Genomic DNA, 17,878 nt, shown 5'->3' with positions numbered 1-17,878 from the left:
TTCGGGGTGGCGCTCGCCGTCTTCCTCATCGTGTGTGTGCTCGTTGGCACGCTCCCGGTGTTCAACACCGCATTCCAGTTCCTCGTGCTGCCCTTCCACGCGGTAAAAAAATCACTACCGGCGTGCGGCACCGCACACCCCACACGTTGCCGTCATCGTGCCGGCCTGGAACGAGGGGCTCGTCATCGGCGCGTCGATCGACCGGCTCCTCACGCTTGACTACCCGCCGGAGCGGCTCCGGATTTACGTCGTCGACGACGCCTCAACCGATGACACCCCGGATGTCGTGCTCGCGCGGGCTGCCGCGCACCCCGGCCGCGTGTTTCATCTTCGGCGCGAGGTCGGCGGTGAGGGCAAAGCCCACACGCTCAACCACGGCATCGAGACGATCCTCAATGACAGCTGGGCCGAGTCCGTGCTCATCATGGACGCCGACGTGATATTCGCCAGGGATTCGCTCGCGAAGATGACGCGCCATCTCGCCGACGAACGCGTCGGAGCCGTCACCGCGTACATCGCGGAGGGCTCCCACGACCGCAACTACCTCACCCGGTTTATCGGGGTGGAGTACGTGATCTCGCAGCTCGCCGCGAGGCGCGCGCAGAACGTGCTCGGCGCGATCGCCTGCCTGGCTGGCGGCGCGCAGCTGCACTCCCGCGCGAACCTCGAGGCCATCGGTGGGCGGATCCCGACCGGCACCCTGGCCGAAGACACCATGACGACGTTCGCGAGCCAACTCGCGGGCCGCAAGATGGTGTTCGAACCGCACGCCGTCGTGCTCGCCGAGGAGCCTCGCTCTGTCGATGCGCTCTGGAAGCAGCGGCTGCGCTGGGCTCGCGGCAACGTGCAACTCACGTCGATCTACCGGCGCGTATGGTTCCGCCCAAGCCGCCAACACCGCCTGGGCAGCATCCCATTCGGTGTCGCGTGGTTCAGCATTCTGTTGCTGCCCGTGTTCCTGCTGTTGTCGTCTGCGGCGCTATTCGCACTGCTCGTGCTCCACAGCGAGACTGCGGAGTCGGTCTTCCGGTTCATGTGGATCATCGCAGCATGCACCTACCTGTACTCGATCGTCTTCGCGGTACAGCTCGACCCGAGAACCGCGCTGCGCTCGTGGCGCGAAGCGTTGCTCTTCCCCGGGATTGGCGCGATGCTCATCATGGGTGTCGCGCTCTTCCCCGGCCTCACTGATCAGGCCCTCACCGAATGGTTTGGCCAGCTCACACCGAGCGACCGCTTCCTCTACTCGAGCATCCTGTACCTCTGGGGCCCGATCTCCCTGCTTGGCGCGTGGGCGGCACGCTGGGCGGAACGGTTGCCAGGCGGCCGATTTGTCGCAGGTCTACTGATTTATGTCTGTGGCTATGGCTCGCTGCTCTGCGCCATTACAGTTGACTCCTACGTCAAAGAGTGGCGCGGCGCTGACGCGTCGTGGGTGAAAACCGAGAAGGTTGGGAGGGTCGTGTCGTGAACAGGAGTGAGTCGCGCGCAGAAATCCGTCGCGATGCCCGCAGGGAGTGGCGGCTCGTGCCGCAGGCCCTCCTCGCCCTTGCTATCGTCGCTTCCGTCGTCATCGTGCGAGAGTTGTTGCTGCGATGACCGCGCGCTCGCTCGCCCTCACCGTCGAGGACAACGGTGAGCAAACGCAGCTGCTGCGTACGCTGCTCGACCGCGAAGGTTACGACGTGTTCTCCGCGGCAACAGCCGAAGCCGCCATCGCGGCCTTCCCCACGATCTCACCGAGCCTCGCCATCATCGACCTGCGACTGCCGGGAGTCACCGGCGAGGAGTGTTCGCGGCTTGTCCGCGCCACCTTCCCCGACTGCCGCATCGTCATCAGTTCCGTCCTCGACAGGGAGGACTACCCCCTCGCGGACGGTGCACTCCCGAAGCCGTTCACGGGCGCGACGCTCCACGAGCTGCTCGCCGGCCTGACGCGGTGAGCCCGAGCACCGTGCCAGCAGACGCCATAGCACCGGGAACAGCCGTGCGCTGGTACCGCAACTTCGACCACCCGAATCCGCTCCTCAAGCAGGCGCCGACGGTCGCAGCGTTACTGCTCGCTCTGGCGATCATCCGGTTCGTTCCCGGGCTCACACCAACACAGCCGACGTTCGTGATCGCGGCGGCATCCGTCATCGCCGCGGCAACCGTGCTCGCCGCGCTCCTCAGCGCCCGCGGTCAATTGCACGGATTTCTCGTGCTGCTCATCCCCATGCTCGACATTGTTGGCTTCGGGCTCTTCCGTGCGGGAACCGGGGCGGGACAGTCGCTCTTCGCGACGCTCATCCTCATCCCCGTCGTCTGGCTCGCGACGGCCCCTGGCCCCCGCTACGTCGCTGTCGTGTTCGCGCTCACGTCGGGCATGGTCTTCGTGCCGTACCTTATGCACCCACCCGAGAACCCGACAGAGCTGTTGCGTGGTGTGATCGCACCGCTCGTGTACGCCACCGTCGCCGGTGTCATCAACGAGCTGTCGCGACAGCAGCGAATACGGGTGGAACAGGCGGAGCAGCTCGTCGCCGAGCGCACTGCCGCGCTCCACACGAACGAATCGATGATCGCGCAGCTGCGTGAAAGCGAGCACCGGTACCGGACGGTGCTCGAGTCGTTCGAAAGCCTGTGGGCCGCGATCACCGCACAGGCAGTCATCGCGACGGACCGCAGCGGGATGATCACCGCGTGGAATCCGGGCGCCGAGCGCATCATTGGGCTGACCGAGGAGGAGGCCCTCAACCGGGTACGGGTCGACAGCTTCTTTGCGCCTTCCGTGCTTGAGGCGCTCGCCAACACGACTGACCAGCAGCGCGGCGGCGCCGGCTCCCCCGACACTGCTGTTGTCTCGCGCGCGGGCAGCGAACCGCGAGAGCCTGGCGATCTGCCGGCCGGAATACAGGAGCTGTTCGCCAGGGCGAGCGCGGGCCTCACCACGGACGAAGACCTCGAGATCATGACCGCGGGCGGGGCGACCATCCCGGCGAGACTCACCGTCACCCGCCGCAACGATGGCGCTGGCCAGCAGCAGGGGTACCTCCTCGTGGTTACGGACGAAACTCGCGCCGCAGAGGTCGCGCGGATGAAGGATCAGTTCGTCGGGATGATCTCGCACGAACTGCGCACCCCGCTGAGCGCGATCATCGGGTTCATCGACCTGCTCCGCAACGATCCACAGCAGCCGCTCACCGACGACCAGCGCGACTTCGTCGACATCATCGAGCGGAACGCGAAACGCCTGCTCGCCCTGGTCGGGGATCTCCTGTTCACGGCACAGGTCGAGTCTGGCCGGTTTCCCGTCGAGCTCCACCACCACAACATGTGCGAGACCGTTCGCGTCGCGATCCACTCGGCCATGCCACACGCGGCGGAGCAGGGAGTGACACTCACCGTGTCCCTTCCTGAGCACCCGATCAGCGTGCAGATCGATGGTGGTCGCATTGGCCAGGCGCTCGACAACCTCATCTCCAACGCCATCAAGTTCACGCCGCGCGGCGGCCGCGTAGAGGCCACCGTCACCGAGACGGCTGACACCGTTGTCGTCTCGGTTCGAGACACGGGAATCGGGATCCCCCAAGACGAGCAGGGCAGACTGTTCGACCGCTTCTTCCGCGCTTCGACGGCGACCGCGAACGCAGTGCCTGGCGTTGGCCTTGGCCTGAACATCACGCACGCGATTGTCGTCGCACACGGCGGGAGCATGACCGTCGCAAGCGAGGAAGGGGTCGGCACCAGCTTCGATATGACGCTGCCGCTCACCCCGCGAACGCAGGCGCTGCCAACCGTTTCCGGCGCCGCCTAGCCCGGTGTTCTAGGCGGCGCGCAAGACCTCAACGCAGGCAGCGGTGTCGGCGATTGCGAGCTGCGGTGGGTACAGACTCATGACGTGAATCGCCGCGGCATGGTTCTCCCCATTGGAACCAGCGCACGCGTCTTGAGCGACGGTGATCCTCGCGCCAGCATCCGCACCAGCCAGCGCCGTCGAAATGACGCAGCAGTCGGTCGAGACGCCAGCGAGCACGACGGCCGCGCCCCCCGTTGCTTCCTTCAGCTCAGCACCCCATTTCCCAAACGTTGGCAGGTCGAGCGTCGGGTGATCTGAGAGCTCGCGTGCCCCTGGGACGAGGTCAAAGGCCGGGTCGCTTGCTTCCCGATCCGCGAACGGCCAGGCAGCGAAGTAGTCGCCCCACGCGGTGTCGCGGTCGCCTGTGGGGAGCCACCGAGTGATGAGCACCCGCCCAGCAGCCGCGGCAGCGAGACGGCGCATGTTCACGAACGCCTCAGCGAAGAAGGGCGAACCCCACTCTGACTCCGGTGAGGCAAAGATGTGCTGCGGGTCGATGATGACAAGCCAGGGCGCGGATTCAGGGTGAGCAGCCATTGCGGACCTCCATGGGGCAGTTGACTTCATTCTCGCAGGCGCCTCGGTATGTTTCGCCCGTAGCGTTCACCCCACCACTCCCGGGCGCGTCAGGCTATGCTTGGGGTGTGTTCCGGGGTCGGTGGGATTCCGAACCGGCGGTGAAAGTCCGCGACCCTCGCATCCGCGAGGTTGAGCCGGTGTAATTCCGGCACCGACGGTGATGTGTGGGGTTTTGGCCCGCGCACAAGTCCGGATAGGAGGAACGCGGGTGTGTGAGGCGACGTTTCGCGCACCCCGTGCCCCGGGCTGCCGAAAGGGAAAGCATGCCGGCCGCGCACGTACTCTCACCCGAGGTGATCGAGTCCGCGATGCGCCGCGCCCTCGTGCTCGCAGCGCAGGGTCCGGAGGCCGACGAGAACCCGCAGGTCGGCTGCGTCATCCTCGACGCCGCGGGCGAGACCGTCGCAGAGGGCTGGCACCTGGGGGCGGGCACCCCGCACGCCGAGGTCATGGCACTCTCGAAGCTCCCCTCCGACGCCAAAGCTGAGGATCTCACGGCCGTCGTCACGCTCGAGCCCTGTAATCACACCGGCCGAACCGGTCCCTGCGCCGCGGCGCTCGTCGCAAGCGGCATCGGCGCGGTCGCGTTTGGGCTGCCGGATCCCGGCGAGGTGTCTGGCGGCGGTGCCGAGCGGCTCCGCGCGGCCGGGATCCCCGTGGCCGGCGGTTTCCTCGAAGCTGAGGGCCGCGCGTTCCTAGGCCCGTGGCTCGCGCGCCAGGGAGGTGGTCAGCGTGGCTGAGCTCCCCAAGATAACCGTGAAGTGGGCGCAGACGCTCGACGGTCGCGCTGCCGCCGCAGACGGCTCGAGCCAGTGGATCACCGGCCCCGCTGCCCGCGTCGACGTACACGAGCGGCGCGCTGCCGCCGACGCGATCCTCGTCGGGACGGGCACGCTCCTCGCCGACGATCCCTCCCTCACCGCCCGCACGCCGAGCGGCGAACTGCTCGTGCCCGCGGCAGGCCAGCCGGTGCCGATCGTTGTGGGATCCCGCCCGATCCCCGCGGCCTCGCGCGTGCTCGCCCACCCAGCGCTCGGCGAGCGGTTCCCAGCTCCGCTGCGGCTCGCGGGCGCGGACCTCGCGGCCGACCTCGCGGAGCTCACAGCGCTCGGGATCCACAGCGTCTTCGTCGAGGGCGGCCCTGGCATCGCGAGCTCGCTGCTCCGCGCCGGCCTCGTTGACGAGCTGCTCGTCTACATCGCCCCGGCCCTGCTCGGCGGCCCCCGGCTCGCGGTCGGAGACCTCGGGATCGCGTCGATGGCCGGGATCCACCGCCTCGAATTCACCCGCACCGAGCAGCTCGGACAAGACTTACTCATCATCGCAACGCCCGCCAAGAAGGAGACTCGCTAGTGTTCACCGGACTCATCGAAGAAATCGGCGAGATCGTCGCCGTCGCCCCGATCGGCGATTCGCTTCGCCTCACCGTCGCCGGTCCGCTCGTCACGAGCGACGCGACGCACGGCGCATCAATTGCGGTTTCCGGCGTCTGCCTCACCGTTATCGAGCAGGGCACTGACGGCGCCGGCCGCGGCACGTTCAGCGCAGACGTGATGGCGCAGTCGATCCGCATGTCGACCCTCGGCGAGCTCGCTCCTGGCAGCCGCGTGAATCTTGAGCGCGCAGCCCGTCTCGACACGCGCCTCGGCGGACATATCGTGCAGGGCCACGTTGACGGCACCGCGACGCTGCTCTCCGCGACGGAGGGCGACGCCTGGCGCACGCTTCGCTTTGCGGTCTCGCGCGAGCTCGCTCCGCTCCTCGTGGACAAGGGCTCCGTGACGCTCTCGGGCACCTCGCTCACGGTCTCTGCGATTTCACCCGCTGCCGAGGCCGAGCAGTGGTTTGAGGTATCCCTCATTCCCGAGACACTCGTCGCCACGACGCTCGGCGAACTCGCCCCTGGCGACCGCGTCAATGTCGAAACAGATCTCATAGCCCGCCACGTCGAGCGTATGCTCAGCTTCACAGACAACGCGTAGTCGCGGCCATACTGACCCCATCACCCACAAAGGACACCGAATGAGCACCGCACGCACCGAGGGCATTGCCTCGATCGAAGAGGCGATCGCCGCCATCAAGGCAGGACGCCCCGTCATTGTCGCCGACAATGAGGATCGCGAGAACGAAGGCGATGTCATCATCTCCGCAGAGCTCGCCTCCGCAGAGTGGATCGCCTGGACCGTGCACAGGTCCTCCGGCCTGCTGTGCGCGCCGATGACCAACGAAATCGCAGACCAGCTCGACCTGCCCATGATGGTCGAGCGTAACGAGGACGTGCGCGGCACCGCCTACACCGTCACCGTGGATGCAGCAGAAGGAGTGACGACCGGCATCAGCGCGAGCGATCGCGCGACGACCGCGCGCGTACTCGCGAACCCCGACGCGGTGCCGACGGATGTCAATCGTCCCGGCCACATTCTCCCACTGCGCGCCGTTGATGGTGGCGTCCGCGCGCGCGACGGCCACACCGAAGCCGCGGTCGAGCTCATGCGACTTGCCGGCCTTCGCGAGGTCGCGATCATCGCCGAGATCGTCGCGGACGACGGTGAGATGATGCGGCTGCCAGGCCTCATTGAGCTCGGCGACGCCGAGGGCGTCCTCGTCATCACCATCGAACAGCTCATCGGCTATTTGAACGAGCACGACCCGGCCGGCACACCGGCCGAACAGGGCCACTCGCGCCGTGTGAGCCTCCGCGCAGACACCCTTCTCCCCACCGAGCACGGTGACTTCCGCGCGCTCGCATACCGCGACCGCAGGGCCGGTGTCGACCACATCGCGTTGGTCGCAAAGCTCCCCGACGGTTCAATGCCAGGCAAGGGCGCGCTCGTGCGGGTGCACTCCGAGTGCATCACGGGCGAGGCCTTCGGCTCGCTCAAGTGCGAGTGCGGGCCGCAGCTCAACGCATCGCTCGACCTCATCCACGAACGCGGCGGCATTGTCGTCTACCTTCGGGGCCAGGAGGGGCGCGGCATCGGGCTCGCCAACAAGCTCCGCGCCTACCAGCTGCAGGAACAGGGCATCGATACGCTCGACGCCAACCTGCAGCTCGGTCTGCCCGCCGACGCACGCGACTACACCGCGGCGGCCGACATCCTCGCCGACCTTGGTGTGAGTGACGTTCGTCTTCTCACGAACAACCCCGACAAGGTGTCGCAGCTCGAGCTGCACGGTCTCACCGTGAGCGACCGCGTGCCGCTGTTTGTTGGCGTCACCGAGGAGAACCGCGGGTACCTCCAGGCGAAGCGCGATCGCATGGGCCACCAGCTTCCGAACGGCGACTTCGCGGCAGACGCCGAGCGCAATCGGCAGACGTCCGCTACGACCCCCACAGAAGGAGCACAGGCATGAGTGGAGCAGGAGCACCGAGCCTCGCCGTAGACGCGAGCGGGCTTCGTGTCGCGATCATCGCGGGAAGCTGGCACACCGAGATCATGGCCGGCCTGGTGTCAGGCGCGCAGGAGACAGTCAACGCGTCTGGGGCCGCGCAGACGCTCTTCACTGTCGCCGGCGCGTTTGAGCTGCCAGCGGCGGCGCAGGCTGCCCTCACTCCGACCGCTGCGGGTGGCGGCGGCTTCGACGCCGCCGTGTGCCTCGGCGTGATTATCCGCGGTGGCACGCCGCACTTCGAGTACGTTGCGTCCGCCGTCACCGACGGTCTGACCCGCGTGCAGCTCGACGCAGCCCGCCCCGTCGGGTTCGGCGTGCTCACGACCGACAACGAACAGCAGGCACTCGACCGCTCCGGCCTTCCGGGGTCCGTAGAGTCAAAGGGCCAGGAGGCCGCCGAGGCCGCTCTGCACCTGGCGGTGCAGTTGCGCGCAATCCGCGAGTCCGGCACGACCGTGTAGCGCAGTCGCGGGGCCGAAGGGCCCCGCGACGACTACCGGCTGAGGGCCCGCCAGACGATCTGCGCGAGCGGCGTCCACTGCAGCTCGCGTTCTGTTTCGCACTCGGAGGCGGGGGTGCCGGCGGTGCACTGGGGCGAACTCGTCGCGGTGATCGGGATCGGCGCGATTAGAATCAGCCCGAACCCGAGCACGCTCGCGAGCGCCACCCGTCTCCGACGTCCAGCCCTGCGCGCCTCTTCCAGCTCCTCAGCTCTGCGGCGCCTGCGCTCGGCCTTGTCGTTCATGCCAACACCACCCTCACACGCTGCCGTCTCACCGTCGCTCCTTCCCGGCATCGTCGCAGCCCTCCCTGTGCGCGCTCCCAGCCCGGGGCCCGTCACAACGGCGCAATCACGGGCGATGCCGCACATATTTCACAGGGGTCACGCACCGCTTCTGGATAGAGTATTCGGGTGCCAGATTCCAACGCGCAACAGCCCGTTCCCCCCGCAGACGCCCCTCAGGCAGCGGACGCAGATACCGCGCGAAGCACGCGCAGGCGGGCGGGATCAGGGCCCGGCGTTTCGGGGCCCCGTGCCTCACTGAAGCAGCTGCTCCCCTACCTGTTCGAGCAGCGGGGCCTCCTCGCCTTCATCATCGCGCTCAGCCTTGTGAGCGCCCTCGTGTCGCTCTCGCAGCCGCTGCTCGTAGGCCAGGTCATCGAACGAGTGCAGCAAGCCGATCCGCTCGGCACCCTCGTCATCGTGCTCGTCGTGCTCGTCGTCGCGGGTGCGCTCCTTGACGGCTACCAGCACTACCTGCTGCAGCGCATGGGAGAGGGCGTCGTGCTGCGCTCGCGCCGGCGCCTGATAGCGAAGATTCTGCACCTGCCGATCTCCGAGTTCGACCGCCGCCGCACAGGCGATCTCGTGTCGCGCGTCGGCTCCGACACCACGCTGCTGCGGGCGGTTCTCACGCAGGGCCTCGTCGAGGCCGTCGGCGGGTCGCTCCTGTTCGTCGGGGCACTCGTAGGCATGCTCGTCATCGACCCCGTGCTCTTCCTCATCACCTTCAGCATCATCGGAGTGTCGCTCGTCGTCGTCGTGCTGCTTGCGAGCCGGATTCGGCCCGCGGTGGCACAGGCGCAGGAGAAGGTTGGCGACCTCGCCGCGGCCGTGGACAGAGCGATTGGGTCGATGCGCACGATCCGGGCGGCGGGCGCAGCCGACCGTGAGCAGGCGGCGATCGAGCAGCAGGCCGAGGAAGCATATGGCTTTGGGCTGAAGATCGCGCGGATCTCGGCGCTCATCGTGCCAATCTCCTTCATCGCACTGCAGGTCTCGCTGCTGTCGGTGCTCGGATTCGGCGGGTACCGAGTCGCAACGGGTGCGATCGGAGTCAGCCAGCTCGTCACGTTCGTCATCTTCCTGTTCATGATGATCACCCCGCTTGGCCAGGCCTTCGGCGCATTCACTGCGGTCAACCAGGCGCTCGGCGCCCTTGGCCGCATCCAAGAGATCGACAGCCTGAACGCCGAGACGGACGGCGATGCGGTGCGTTCCCCCTCCGGGAGCATCGTCACCCTCGAACAAGCACGTGATGAAGCGGCCCCGGCGATCCGCTTCGCCGACGTGCGCTTCACCTACCGCTCCGCAGCGCCCGACCGGGTCGACGCGCGCGAACTCGTGCGCGGCCGCGGCCGCAGGGACGCGGCGGCCATTCCGGCGGAGATCGTTGAAACCCCCGTGCTCCACGGCGTCTCCTTCGATGTTCCACGTGGCACACGCGTCGCGCTCGTTGGCCCGTCTGGCGCGGGGAAATCAACCATTCTTGGGCTCATCGAACGGTTCTACGACCCCGACGGCGGCGCGGTCGAACTCTTCGGGGCAGACCTGCGCACGCTCGATCGGACCGAGCTGCGCGCGCAGTTCGGGTACGTCGAGCAGGACGCGCCGGTGCTCGCCGGTACGCTCCGCGACAACCTGCTGCTCGCCTCGCCGCAGGCAACCGACGCGGCGTGCGAGCGGGTGCTGCGCGCCGTGAACCTTGGTGGGGTGCTCGATCGGTCCAAGGCAACGGGTGGCCTCCGCTCCGGGCTCGACGCGCAGGTCGGTGAGAACGGCCTCATGCTGTCCGGCGGCGAGAAGCAGCGCCTCGCGATTGCGCGCGCGCTGCTCACCGCTCCCCCGATCCTGCTCCTCGACGAGTCGACCGCCTCGCTCGACGGCGTCAACGAGCGACTCATGCGCGAGGCGCTCGACTCGGTTGCGACCGGGCGCACGCTCGTCGTCATCGCGCACCGTCTCTCAACGGTCGTCGACTCCGACAAGATCATCGTGCTCGACGACGGCCGCGTGATCGGTCAGGGCACTCACGCCGAGCTCGTCGAGTCGGTGCCGCTCTACCGCGAGCTCGCGCAGCACCAGCTGCTGGTCTCTAAGGACGCCGCGGAGTAAGCAGCGCTTGGGCCAAGCTGGGCCCTGCCCACCTGGACTGGACCCGCTTCACGCTCCTCGCACACCTCCTCCCCACTCCCCTTCCGCGAAACGGAATGTCCTCAGCGAGGTCATGCCTATGTTGCGGTTGAAGAGGGGCGACCTCGCTGAAAGCATGCCCTTTGAGCGGGACTATTGAGCGGGACTATTGAGCGGGACTATTGGGCGGTGCCTACTGGGCTGCGAGAGTGTCAGCGGGGTGGGGCGGCGACCTTGGGAAAGGGCCTTGCGGGAGTCTTGCTAGTTCGGGCGGTCGTGCGCTGCGCGGAGGCGGATGCCGAGGATCCCGAAGCCGAGCACGAGGATAGCGAGCCCTGCCGCCGCTCCCCACAGGGCGGGATCCGCGCCCGCGACTAGCCAAGGAACCAGCAGCACCAGCACGGCACCAGCGATCGCCGCTACCGCGATGCAGAGGGTCCGCGGCCAGACCGCTTGTGCGTGCGTGCGTCCCGGGACACTGTTCATGCCTCGACGGTAACACGGCAGCACCGCGGGCCGGGAGGACAGACGGGCGGGAGAGCGCAGCGCGCAGGCCTCGACACTAAGGCTGCGGGCGTGGAGCGGCAGGCGCCGAAGCCTCCGCGGGCTTGAACAGCCAGTCGATGCGGGGCTCGACGATGGGCCGGAAGAGAACCGACACCCACTTCATCGAGAGCACCGCGGCGATCGAGGCCGCGATCAGCGAAAGCAGCACGACGCCGCCCCAGCCGAGGGATCCGACCGCGGCGACGGCGCCCGACTCACGCAGCGCCCAGACGATCACGCCGTGGAGCAGGTAGACGTACAGCGTACGCGCGCCCCAGACCGTGAAGATCGACTGCTTGCGCGAGACCACGAGCAGCAGTGCGAGTGTCATCGCGGTCGCGACAGCGATGAGGACGGCCCCCACCAGGATCCCGCCGGCCGCAAGGCCTGCCCACCCGAGCACACCCTCACCGTTCGCGTCCCAGCCCCCAATCGGCGCCTTGTCGAACATCCAGGCGTAACTGTCGCGGTGGGTGAGCCAGCGGTCGATACGCCAGAACCCCTTGATGCCACCGGGGAGGAACGCGGTAGCCGCAAGCGCACCCGCGACCCCGGCGAGCAGCGCCCAGGCCGCCGCTCGGATCTTCGCGCTCGGGGCCATGAACCATTCGCCCGTCAGCCAGCCCCTCTCCTTCGCGAGGTAGGCGCCGACGAAGAACGGCAGGAACGCGAGCGTCCTCGCAGCAGAAAAGTGCACGCCAATAGCCGGGAGCAGCGGCGCGATGAGCGCGAGCGCCGTTGCGAGCAGCAACGGGTGCTTAAATCGGGCGATGAAGGGCAGGAGAATGCGCATCGTCACGAGCGTCACCAGGAACCAGAGTGTCCAGGCGGGGCTCACCAGGAACCCCTGGCTCAACTGCTTCCCCTCGACGACGCCGCGGAGCAGCGCCCAGATCCCCTCCCACGCGAGCCACACGACGAGCAGCTGGATCGTCGAAGTCACTGCCTTCGGCGTCACCTCGGGCTTCGAAAACAGCCCAGAAAGCGCGATCATTGCCGGCATGTGGAACAGGTAGATGTAGGCGTAAAGCCCGAACCCCAGTTCGGTGTCGGTGCGCACCGTCGAAATGAGGTGGCCGATGACCACAAGCACAATAAGCGCAAAACGCGCGTTGTCCCAGAGGGCGACGCGCGTTTTAGCGGAGGACACTGAAGCTCCCAGGGTTAGACCATCTTCGTGACCTGGTCGAAGCCAAGCTCCACCGGTGTCTCGCGCTCGAAGAGCGAAACGAGCACGGTGAGCTTGCCAGCGGCAGGGTTGATCTCGCTGATCGTTCCGGGGAGGCCCTCGAACGATCCCGACTTGATGGTGATGGTCTCACCGATCTCGAAATCGATCTCGACCTGGCCCTGGGCCACAGCGTTCGCGGGGGCCTTGCCCTTTGCGGTTGCTGACGGCTCGAGCTCGACGGTGCTCTTGAGCATCTCGAACGCCTCGTTGAGACGGAGCGGCACGGGGTTGTGTGCGTTACCGACGAAGCCGGTCACACCAGGGGTGTGGCGCACAACGGACCAGGTGCTCTCGGTGAGGTTCATGCGAACGAGCACGTAGCCGGGGATCCGCACGCGGGTCACCATCTTGCGCTGGCCGTTCTTGACCTCCATGACCTCTTCCATCGGGACCTGGATCTCGTAGACATCGTCTACGGCTCCCATGACCTCGCGACGGTTCCAGAGGTTGGACTTCACCTTGCGCTCGTAGCCGGCGTAGGTGTGGATCACGAACCACTTGCCCGGGCGGCGACGCAGGTCCTTCTTGAAGGCCTTGTAGGGGTCTTCAGCGGACTCGGCTTCTGCGTCTTCTTCGCCCTCTTCGAGCGATTCCTCGTCGACGATTGCGGTTGCTGCGGCGTCTGCCTCATCGATCGAGTCGATTTCGAGCGCATCCTCAACTGCCGCGTCGACCTCGGGGTCGGCAACGTTCGCCAGCGCGTCAAGCGCCGCGTCGAGCTCTGCCTCGGGTGTGGTGCTGTTCTCGGGCGTCATCTCAGTCGTGCCTTCTCGTTCGTTACTGTTGTTGATCGTCTTGGGTTAGCGAAGGGGCGTGCCGAAGACGAAGAGGGTGACCCAACCGAAGAGCCTGTCCAAGACGTACACAAGCGCCATCATGACCACCACGAAGGCGAGCACGACGAGCGTGTACCTGACGAGCTCCTTGCGGGTCGGAGTGACGACCTTCTTCAGCTCAGAGAACACCTGCTGGACAAACAGGATGATTCGCCCGAAGAAGCCGCGCTTCCGGTCGTCCCCCTTCGCTGGCTCGACGTTTCCGCCGTTCTCAGCGAGTTCAGTGCTGCTCATCAGGTGTCCTTTCAGTGCCCCGGACTCACGTCCAGGTGTGGCAGGGCGGACAGGACTCGAACCTGCAACCTACGGTTTTGGAGACCGTTGCGCTACCAATTGCGCCACCACCCTAAAAGGTGAAACTTCCGCCGCATCAATAGTGTTTTGGGCACAACCGATAATGGCAGAAGTCAATGCCTAGCTATAACTGTACGCGATCTGGCGGGCCTTGTCGAACTGAGTCGGCATGGCGCGCCCTCAACACCGATTTTGCTCGGTGCTTCACCCCGCATGTATCCCGCTGTAGGCTTGGGATGTGACCGAAATCTCCCGTTTGTCAAAGAAGATCGCCGCTATCGCAGAGTCAGCAACGCTGAAGGTCGATTCCAAGGCGAAAGCCCTCCAGGCCGAGGGCCGCCCTGTCATCAGCTTCGCCGCGGGCGAGCCAGACTTTGCGACCCCGGCTCACATCGTCGATGCCGCGCGTGCCGCACTCGACGACCCGAAGAACTTCCGCTACACGCCAGCCGTTGGGCTCCCCGTGCTTCGGGAAGCCATCGTGCGCAAGACGAAGCGCGACTCGGGTCTCGACATCACCCCTGCGCAGGTGATCGTCACCAACGGCGGCAAGCACGCCGTCTACTCGGCCTTCCAAACGATCCTCGACCCGGGCGACGAGGTCATTCTCCCCGCACCGTACTGGACGAGCTACTCCGAAGAGATCAAGCTCGCTGACGGCACCGCCGTCGAGGTGTTCGCCGGGGCCGACCAGGGCTACAAGGTGACCGTTGCGCAGCTCGAACAGGCACGCACCGAGCGCACAAAGGCGCTGCTGTTCTGCTCCCCGTCGAACCCGACCGGCGCCGTCTACACGCCGGAGGAGACGCGGGCGATCGGCGAGTGGGCGCTCGCAAACAACCTCCTCGTCGTCACCGATGAGATCTACCAGAACCTCACCTACGACGGGGTGCGCGCGATCTCGATCGTCGAGGCAGTCCCGGAACTCGCGAACAACACGATCCTCGTCAACGGCGTCGCGAAGACCTACGCCATGACCGGCTGGCGCATCGGCTGGTTCATCGGGCCGGCAGACCTCGTCAAGGGCGCAGCAAACCTGCAGTCGCACATGACGTCGAACATCAACAACATCGCGCAGATCGCGGCGGCCGCGGCGCTCGACGGCCCGCAGGAGCCCATCGAGGAGATGCGCGAGGCCTTCGACCGTCGCCGCGGACTCATCGTGGAAGCACTGAACAAGGTTCCTGGCTTCCACTGCCCCACGCCAGAGGGCGCCTTCTACGCCTACGTCGACGTCACCGCAGCGCTTGGCCGCGAGATCCGTGGGGTCACCCCGACGACGTCGCTCGAGCTCGCAGACCTCATCCTTTCCGAGGCTGAGGTCGCCGCGGTGCCTGGTGAAGCATTCGGCCCGTCAGGCTACCTGCGCTTCAGCTACGCGCTGGGCGACGACGCCATCGTCGAGGGCATCCGCCGCATCGAGGCCCTGCTCTCCGAATAGCGCGCGGCTGGCGACTCCCGAGTCGCACAACGCAGTCTGGCCCGGTCGATTTCGACCGGGCCAGACTGCGTTGTGGCGCGGTTAGGCGCCGACAGCGGCAAGGAAGACCTCACCGCTCCCCGTGAGATGAATGGGCTCGCCAGCCGACACATACAGCGACTGCCCGCGGCCGACGTTCGCCATCTCAGCGAGCTCGGCGTCTGGCCGAGAAACGAGCACCCTGCCGGCCGTAGCGATGAGCACAAGCGGCGAACTCGCGTCCATGACCACCTCGGCGGCCGCGCCATCGAGGTGCACGCCGAGGTGCCCGCCTACGGCCCCCGACACGCTCGAGCCCGATCCACCATCGCTCGAAACGCGCGCCCTGAACAGCTGGAAATCTCGGATCGGTGGCCGCCACGCGCACAACCCCTGCGCGATCCGCTCGCTCCAGAACCTCGGCTCAGCGAGCTCGCCAAAGTCAAGCACGCGAAGCATTTCCGGGATATCGATGTGCTTCTGCGTGAGGCCGGCCCGCAGCACGTTATCCGAGGCGGCCATCACCTCAACCGCGATACCGCCGAGATACGCGTGCAACTGCCTCGCCCCGAGGTACACAGCCTCGCCCGGCGCGAGACGAACGTGATGCAAGAGCAGCGACACCAGCGCACCAGGGTCGCCAGGGTAGTGCGCGATCAGCTCACGCAGGCAGAGCAGCCTGTCAGCGTGGATCGCTGGCTGCGATCCCTCGCCAACCGCGTCGACGATGCCAAACATCGCCGCCGAGACATCCTCCGAGTCTGCGAAGGCCCACGACAAGAACTCCTCCCGCGCGCGCTCAGGAGCCGCCGAAACGAGCCGGTCGGCGACCGCCCACAGCGCGGCCGAGCCATGCGGCGCGGCTGCGGCGAGCGCGCGAACGTCTTGCACCGCCTCCGAAAGCGGCCGGAAACCGCTGAGCGCGGTCACCTCGCTCAGCGCGACAAGCAGCTCGGGCTTGTGGTTCGCGTCGCGGTAATTGCGGTGCGGCGCATCAACCGGCACCCCAGCAGCGTTCTCCGCAGCGAACCCCGCAGCGGCCTGCTCTTGGTTGGGGTGGGCCTGCAGCGAAAGCGGTGCGCCGATCGCGAGCAGTTTCAGCAGAAACGGCAGCGAGCCGCCGTTCACTCCGTAGTGCTCGGGATCCTGAGCGATCAGCTCAATGAGCGTGTGTGGCACCGGAGTCGCCTTCGCGACACTCGCGGGACTCCCCGGGTGATCCCCCAGCCAGAGCTCCGCCTGCGGCTCCCCCGTCGGCGCGTGACCGAGCATGGCGGGGAGCGCATCCGTGGATCCCCACGCATATGCGCGCGGAGTGTTCTCTATGAAGATCAGCACAATGCTCCCTGCGGTATTGGCATGCTCTACCATACCGGGTATGGCCAATAGCAAGACGAGACTCGGGGTGAGCGCGTACGCAATCGTCGTTTTTGTCTTCGCACTCGGCAGCAACGGCGTCCGAAACCTCATCGACTGGCCCGGGTTCATCATCGCAGCGGTCGCGCTCGCCGTGATCGGGGCAGTGATGTTCCTCCGCCTCAGGCCAGAGCGCTTCAGGTGGTACCGGCTCCCCGCCCCGATCTACCTGTTCCTCGCGCTCGCTGCGCTCTCCATCATCTGGTCGCAGTACACCCTCGAGAGCGTGCTCGGCACCATTGCGCAACTGCTCACCACCTTCGTTGCCGTTGCGCTTGCGTTCGTGCTGACCTGGCACGAGGTACTCCGCACACTCGGCACCGCGCTGCGGTACCTCATCGGACTGTCGCTCCTCTTCGAGCTGTGGGTCTCAGTGTTCATCAGGGAGCCGATCCTGCCGCCGTGGCTCGAGCTCACCGCAGCCCAGGAGGCGAACACCCCGAAGCTGCTGTACTGGAGCCGCGACCTCCTGTTCGAGGGCGGCCCCATCCAGGGCCTCGTCGCAAGCTCGACGCTGTTCGGGTTCATCGGCCTCATCGGCCTCATCGTCTTCGCCATCCAGCTCCGCGCGAAACTCATCACGCGCTTTGCCGGCTGGTTCTGGGTGCTGCTGGCGGTCGCAACCCTCGCACTCACCCGCTCCGCGACCGTCACCGTAGCCCTCGCCGCCGTCATCGTCGCGCTCGCGTTCGCCCTGTGGGCGCGCAGGGTTGGTCCTGAAGGCCGGCTCCCCGTCTACATCACCGGCGCCGTGTTGCTCGCCGGCATGACCGCCGCGCTGCTCTTCGCGCGCTCCGCGATCTTCGGACTGCTCGGCAAGAGCAGCGACCTCACGGGGCGCGGCGAAACCTGGGAGGGCGTCATCCAGCTCGCCCAGCAGCGCCCGTGGTTCGGTTGGGGCTGGATCAGCTACTGGGCACCGTGGGCAGAGCCGTTCGCTTCGCTCGACACCCAGGGCGGCATTCAGGTGATGAGCGCCCACAACGCCTGGCTCGATGTCTGGCTCCAGCTCGGCATCGTTGGGCTCTTCCTGTTCTTCCTCCTCGTCGCCCTCACGCTCTGGCGCGTCTGGTTCCGCGCCGTAGATCAGCCACGCCGCGGGTTCGGGGCGCCACTGCCCTACGCGACCAGCGCGCTGTGGCCATTCCTGCTCATGGTTGCGCTCGTCGTGCAGTCACTCACCGAGAGCCGTATTCTCATCGAAAGCGGCTGGCTACTGCTCGTGCTCCTCGCAGCAAAGTCCCGCTTCGACTTCGAACTGCCCTCGCTCGACGCAGAACCGCAGCGCGTGCCCTGGCGTCAGGTTCCCATCCCCCGCGATCACGCACCGGCGCTCGCGGCAAAGCGGCGCCCCTAGTGGGGCGCACCCCAC

General features: G+C 66.9%; 19 protein-coding genes, 1 tRNA gene and 1 riboswitch. Of the genes, 12 read left to right on the top strand and 8 right to left on the bottom strand.

The genetic code is table 11. The annotated features are described in order from the left end of the window. Positions 1-157: 157 nt before the first annotated feature. The 4 genes from SD72_RS12630 to SD72_RS12620 are packed head-to-tail and all read left to right on the top strand — an operon-like array spanning position 158 to position 3,796. Positions 158-1,471 (top strand): glycosyltransferase family 2 protein, encoded by a 1,314-nt coding sequence (locus tag SD72_RS12630; RefSeq protein WP_232299765.1) that lies wholly within the window; start codon positions 158-160, stop codon positions 1,469-1,471. Next, positions 1,468-1,599 carry a hypothetical protein gene (locus tag SD72_RS18510; RefSeq protein WP_269745587.1) on the top strand — a complete coding sequence of 44 codons (132 nt, stop codon included), beginning with the start codon at positions 1,468-1,470 and terminating at the stop codon, positions 1,597-1,599. The genes SD72_RS12630 and SD72_RS18510 overlap by 4 nt, the downstream gene beginning before the upstream one ends. Next, entirely contained in the window at positions 1,596-1,943 is a 348-nt protein-coding gene (locus SD72_RS12625) for a response regulator (protein WP_042544824.1), read from the top strand. Before SD72_RS18510 ends, SD72_RS12625 begins: the two co-directional genes overlap by 4 nt. Further along, positions 1,940-3,796 carry a sensor histidine kinase gene (locus SD72_RS12620; RefSeq protein ID WP_232299764.1) on the top strand — a complete coding sequence of 619 codons (1,857 nt, stop codon included), beginning with the start codon at positions 1,940-1,942 and terminating at the stop codon, positions 3,794-3,796. The genes SD72_RS12625 and SD72_RS12620 overlap by 4 nt, the downstream gene beginning before the upstream one ends. Positions 3,797-3,805: 9 nt before the next feature. Here SD72_RS12620 and SD72_RS12615 read toward each other — a convergent pair whose 3' ends face one another. Then, a complete protein-coding gene (locus SD72_RS12615; RefSeq protein WP_042544823.1) occupies positions 3,806-4,375 on the bottom strand; it encodes an isochorismatase family protein in 570 nt (189 codons plus the stop codon). Between the two features lie 104 nt (positions 4,376-4,479). Next, positions 4,480-4,626: riboswitch (FMN riboswitch) on the top strand. A gap of 54 nt (positions 4,627-4,680) precedes the next feature. Between SD72_RS12615 and SD72_RS18310 the strand changes: the two genes are divergently transcribed. Genes SD72_RS18310 through ribH form a run of 5 tightly spaced genes read left to right on the top strand, consistent with a single transcriptional unit; the run spans position 4,681 to position 8,271 of the window. After that, complete coding sequence (locus SD72_RS18310; protein ID WP_232299763.1) at positions 4,681-5,157, top strand: bifunctional diaminohydroxyphosphoribosylaminopyrimidine deaminase/5-amino-6-(5-phosphoribosylamino)uracil reductase RibD; 477 nt, start codon at positions 4,681-4,683, stop codon at positions 5,155-5,157. Continuing rightward, positions 5,150-5,770 (top strand): RibD family protein, encoded by a 621-nt coding sequence (locus SD72_RS18305; RefSeq protein ID WP_232299762.1) that lies wholly within the window; start codon positions 5,150-5,152, stop codon positions 5,768-5,770. The genes SD72_RS18310 and SD72_RS18305 overlap by 8 nt, the downstream gene beginning before the upstream one ends. Beyond that, on the top strand, positions 5,770-6,399 hold the full coding sequence (locus SD72_RS12605; protein WP_042544822.1) for a riboflavin synthase: 630 nt from the start codon (positions 5,770-5,772) through the stop codon (positions 6,397-6,399). The genes SD72_RS18305 and SD72_RS12605 overlap by 1 nt, the downstream gene beginning before the upstream one ends. Positions 6,400-6,439: 40 nt before the next feature. Next, a complete protein-coding gene (locus SD72_RS12600; RefSeq protein WP_042544821.1) occupies positions 6,440-7,771 on the top strand; it encodes a bifunctional 3,4-dihydroxy-2-butanone-4-phosphate synthase/GTP cyclohydrolase II in 1,332 nt (443 codons plus the stop codon). Next, the gene (gene ribH, locus SD72_RS12595) at positions 7,768-8,271 is read left to right on the top strand and encodes a 6,7-dimethyl-8-ribityllumazine synthase (protein WP_042544820.1); all 504 of its coding nucleotides are present in this window, start codon (positions 7,768-7,770) and stop codon (positions 8,269-8,271) included. The genes SD72_RS12600 and ribH overlap by 4 nt, the downstream gene beginning before the upstream one ends. Before the next feature lie 32 nt (positions 8,272-8,303). On the opposite strand, the gene SD72_RS17785 is transcribed toward ribH, so the two are convergent. Beyond that, positions 8,304-8,555 carry a hypothetical protein gene (locus tag SD72_RS17785; RefSeq protein WP_232299761.1) on the bottom strand — a complete coding sequence of 84 codons (252 nt, stop codon included), beginning with the start codon at positions 8,553-8,555 and terminating at the stop codon, positions 8,304-8,306. Between the two features lie 168 nt (positions 8,556-8,723). Between SD72_RS17785 and SD72_RS12590 the strand changes: the two genes are divergently transcribed. Continuing rightward, positions 8,724-10,706 carry an ABC transporter ATP-binding protein gene (locus tag SD72_RS12590; RefSeq protein WP_042544819.1) on the top strand — a complete coding sequence of 661 codons (1,983 nt, stop codon included), beginning with the start codon at positions 8,724-8,726 and terminating at the stop codon, positions 10,704-10,706. 279 nt (positions 10,707-10,985) lie between these two features. On the opposite strand, the gene SD72_RS12585 is transcribed toward SD72_RS12590, so the two are convergent. From SD72_RS12585 to SD72_RS12565, 5 genes are all read right to left on the bottom strand, one after another. Next, complete coding sequence (locus SD72_RS12585) at positions 10,986-11,210, bottom strand: hypothetical protein (protein ID WP_042544818.1); 225 nt, start codon at positions 11,208-11,210, stop codon at positions 10,986-10,988. Positions 11,211-11,286: 76 nt separating this feature from the next. Next, positions 11,287-12,420 carry an acyltransferase family protein gene (locus SD72_RS12580; RefSeq protein ID WP_232299760.1) on the bottom strand — a complete coding sequence of 378 codons (1,134 nt, stop codon included), beginning with the start codon at positions 12,418-12,420 and terminating at the stop codon, positions 11,287-11,289. A gap of 14 nt (positions 12,421-12,434) precedes the next feature. After that, positions 12,435-13,256 (bottom strand): transcription termination/antitermination protein NusG, encoded by an 822-nt coding sequence (gene nusG, locus SD72_RS12575; protein ID WP_042544816.1) that lies wholly within the window; start codon positions 13,254-13,256, stop codon positions 12,435-12,437. A 45-nt stretch (positions 13,257-13,301) separates the two neighbouring features. Further along, positions 13,302-13,571 (bottom strand): preprotein translocase subunit SecE, encoded by a 270-nt coding sequence (gene secE / locus SD72_RS12570; RefSeq protein ID WP_042544815.1) that lies wholly within the window; start codon positions 13,569-13,571, stop codon positions 13,302-13,304. A 38-nt stretch (positions 13,572-13,609) separates the two neighbouring features. Continuing rightward, positions 13,610-13,685, bottom strand: a tRNA-Trp gene (locus tag SD72_RS12565). 184 nt (positions 13,686-13,869) lie between these two features. Here SD72_RS12565 and SD72_RS12560 point away from each other — a divergent pair. After that, positions 13,870-15,072, top strand: a complete 1,203-nt coding sequence (locus SD72_RS12560) for a pyridoxal phosphate-dependent aminotransferase (protein ID WP_042544814.1) — start codon at positions 13,870-13,872, stop codon at positions 15,070-15,072. 81 nt (positions 15,073-15,153) lie between these two features. Here the strand turns inward: SD72_RS12560 and manA are convergent, their stop codons facing one another. Beyond that, positions 15,154-16,428, bottom strand: coding sequence for a mannose-6-phosphate isomerase, class I (gene manA / locus SD72_RS12555; RefSeq protein WP_052492667.1), 1,275 nt, complete (start codon positions 16,426-16,428; stop codon positions 15,154-15,156). 40 nt (positions 16,429-16,468) lie between these two features. Here manA and SD72_RS12550 point away from each other — a divergent pair, with 40 nt between their 5' ends. After that, positions 16,469-17,863, top strand: coding sequence for an O-antigen ligase family protein (locus tag SD72_RS12550; RefSeq protein WP_042544812.1), 1,395 nt, complete (start codon positions 16,469-16,471; stop codon positions 17,861-17,863). Positions 17,864-17,878: the final 15 nt, after the last annotated feature.

This window comes from Leucobacter komagatae (assembly GCF_000834055.1).
Classification (GTDB): Bacteria; Actinomycetota; Actinomycetes; order Actinomycetales; family Microbacteriaceae; genus Leucobacter; species Leucobacter komagatae_A.
The sequence above is the reverse complement of the archived record's forward strand: the minus strand, read 5'-3'. Positions and strand labels throughout refer to the sequence as shown.

Bases quoted from the DNA above. Each gene is read 5' to 3' on its own strand.
- SD72_RS12615 (WP_042544823.1), bottom strand. From the start codon at position 4,375: ATGGCTGCTCACCCTGAATCCGCGCCCTGGCTTGTCATCATCGACCCG.
- SD72_RS12625 (WP_042544824.1), top strand. From the start codon at position 1,596: ATGACCGCGCGCTCGCTCGCCCTCACCGTCGAGGACAACGGTGAGCAA.
- ribH (WP_042544820.1), top strand. From the start codon at position 7,768: ATGAGTGGAGCAGGAGCACCGAGCCTCGCCGTAGACGCGAGCGGGCTT.
- SD72_RS12600 (WP_042544821.1), top strand. From the start codon at position 6,440: ATGAGCACCGCACGCACCGAGGGCATTGCCTCGATCGAAGAGGCGATC.
- SD72_RS12550 (WP_042544812.1), top strand. From the start codon at position 16,469: ATGGCCAATAGCAAGACGAGACTCGGGGTGAGCGCGTACGCAATCGTC.
- SD72_RS17785 (WP_232299761.1), bottom strand. From the start codon at position 8,555: ATGAACGACAAGGCCGAGCGCAGGCGCCGCAGAGCTGAGGAGCTGGAA.
- nusG (WP_042544816.1), bottom strand. From the start codon at position 13,256: ATGACGCCCGAGAACAGCACCACACCCGAGGCAGAGCTCGACGCGGCG.
- SD72_RS18310 (WP_232299763.1), top strand. From the start codon at position 4,681: ATGCCGGCCGCGCACGTACTCTCACCCGAGGTGATCGAGTCCGCGATG.
- secE (WP_042544815.1), bottom strand. From the start codon at position 13,571: ATGAGCAGCACTGAACTCGCTGAGAACGGCGGAAACGTCGAGCCAGCG.
- SD72_RS12585 (WP_042544818.1), bottom strand. From the start codon at position 11,210: ATGAACAGTGTCCCGGGACGCACGCACGCACAAGCGGTCTGGCCGCGG.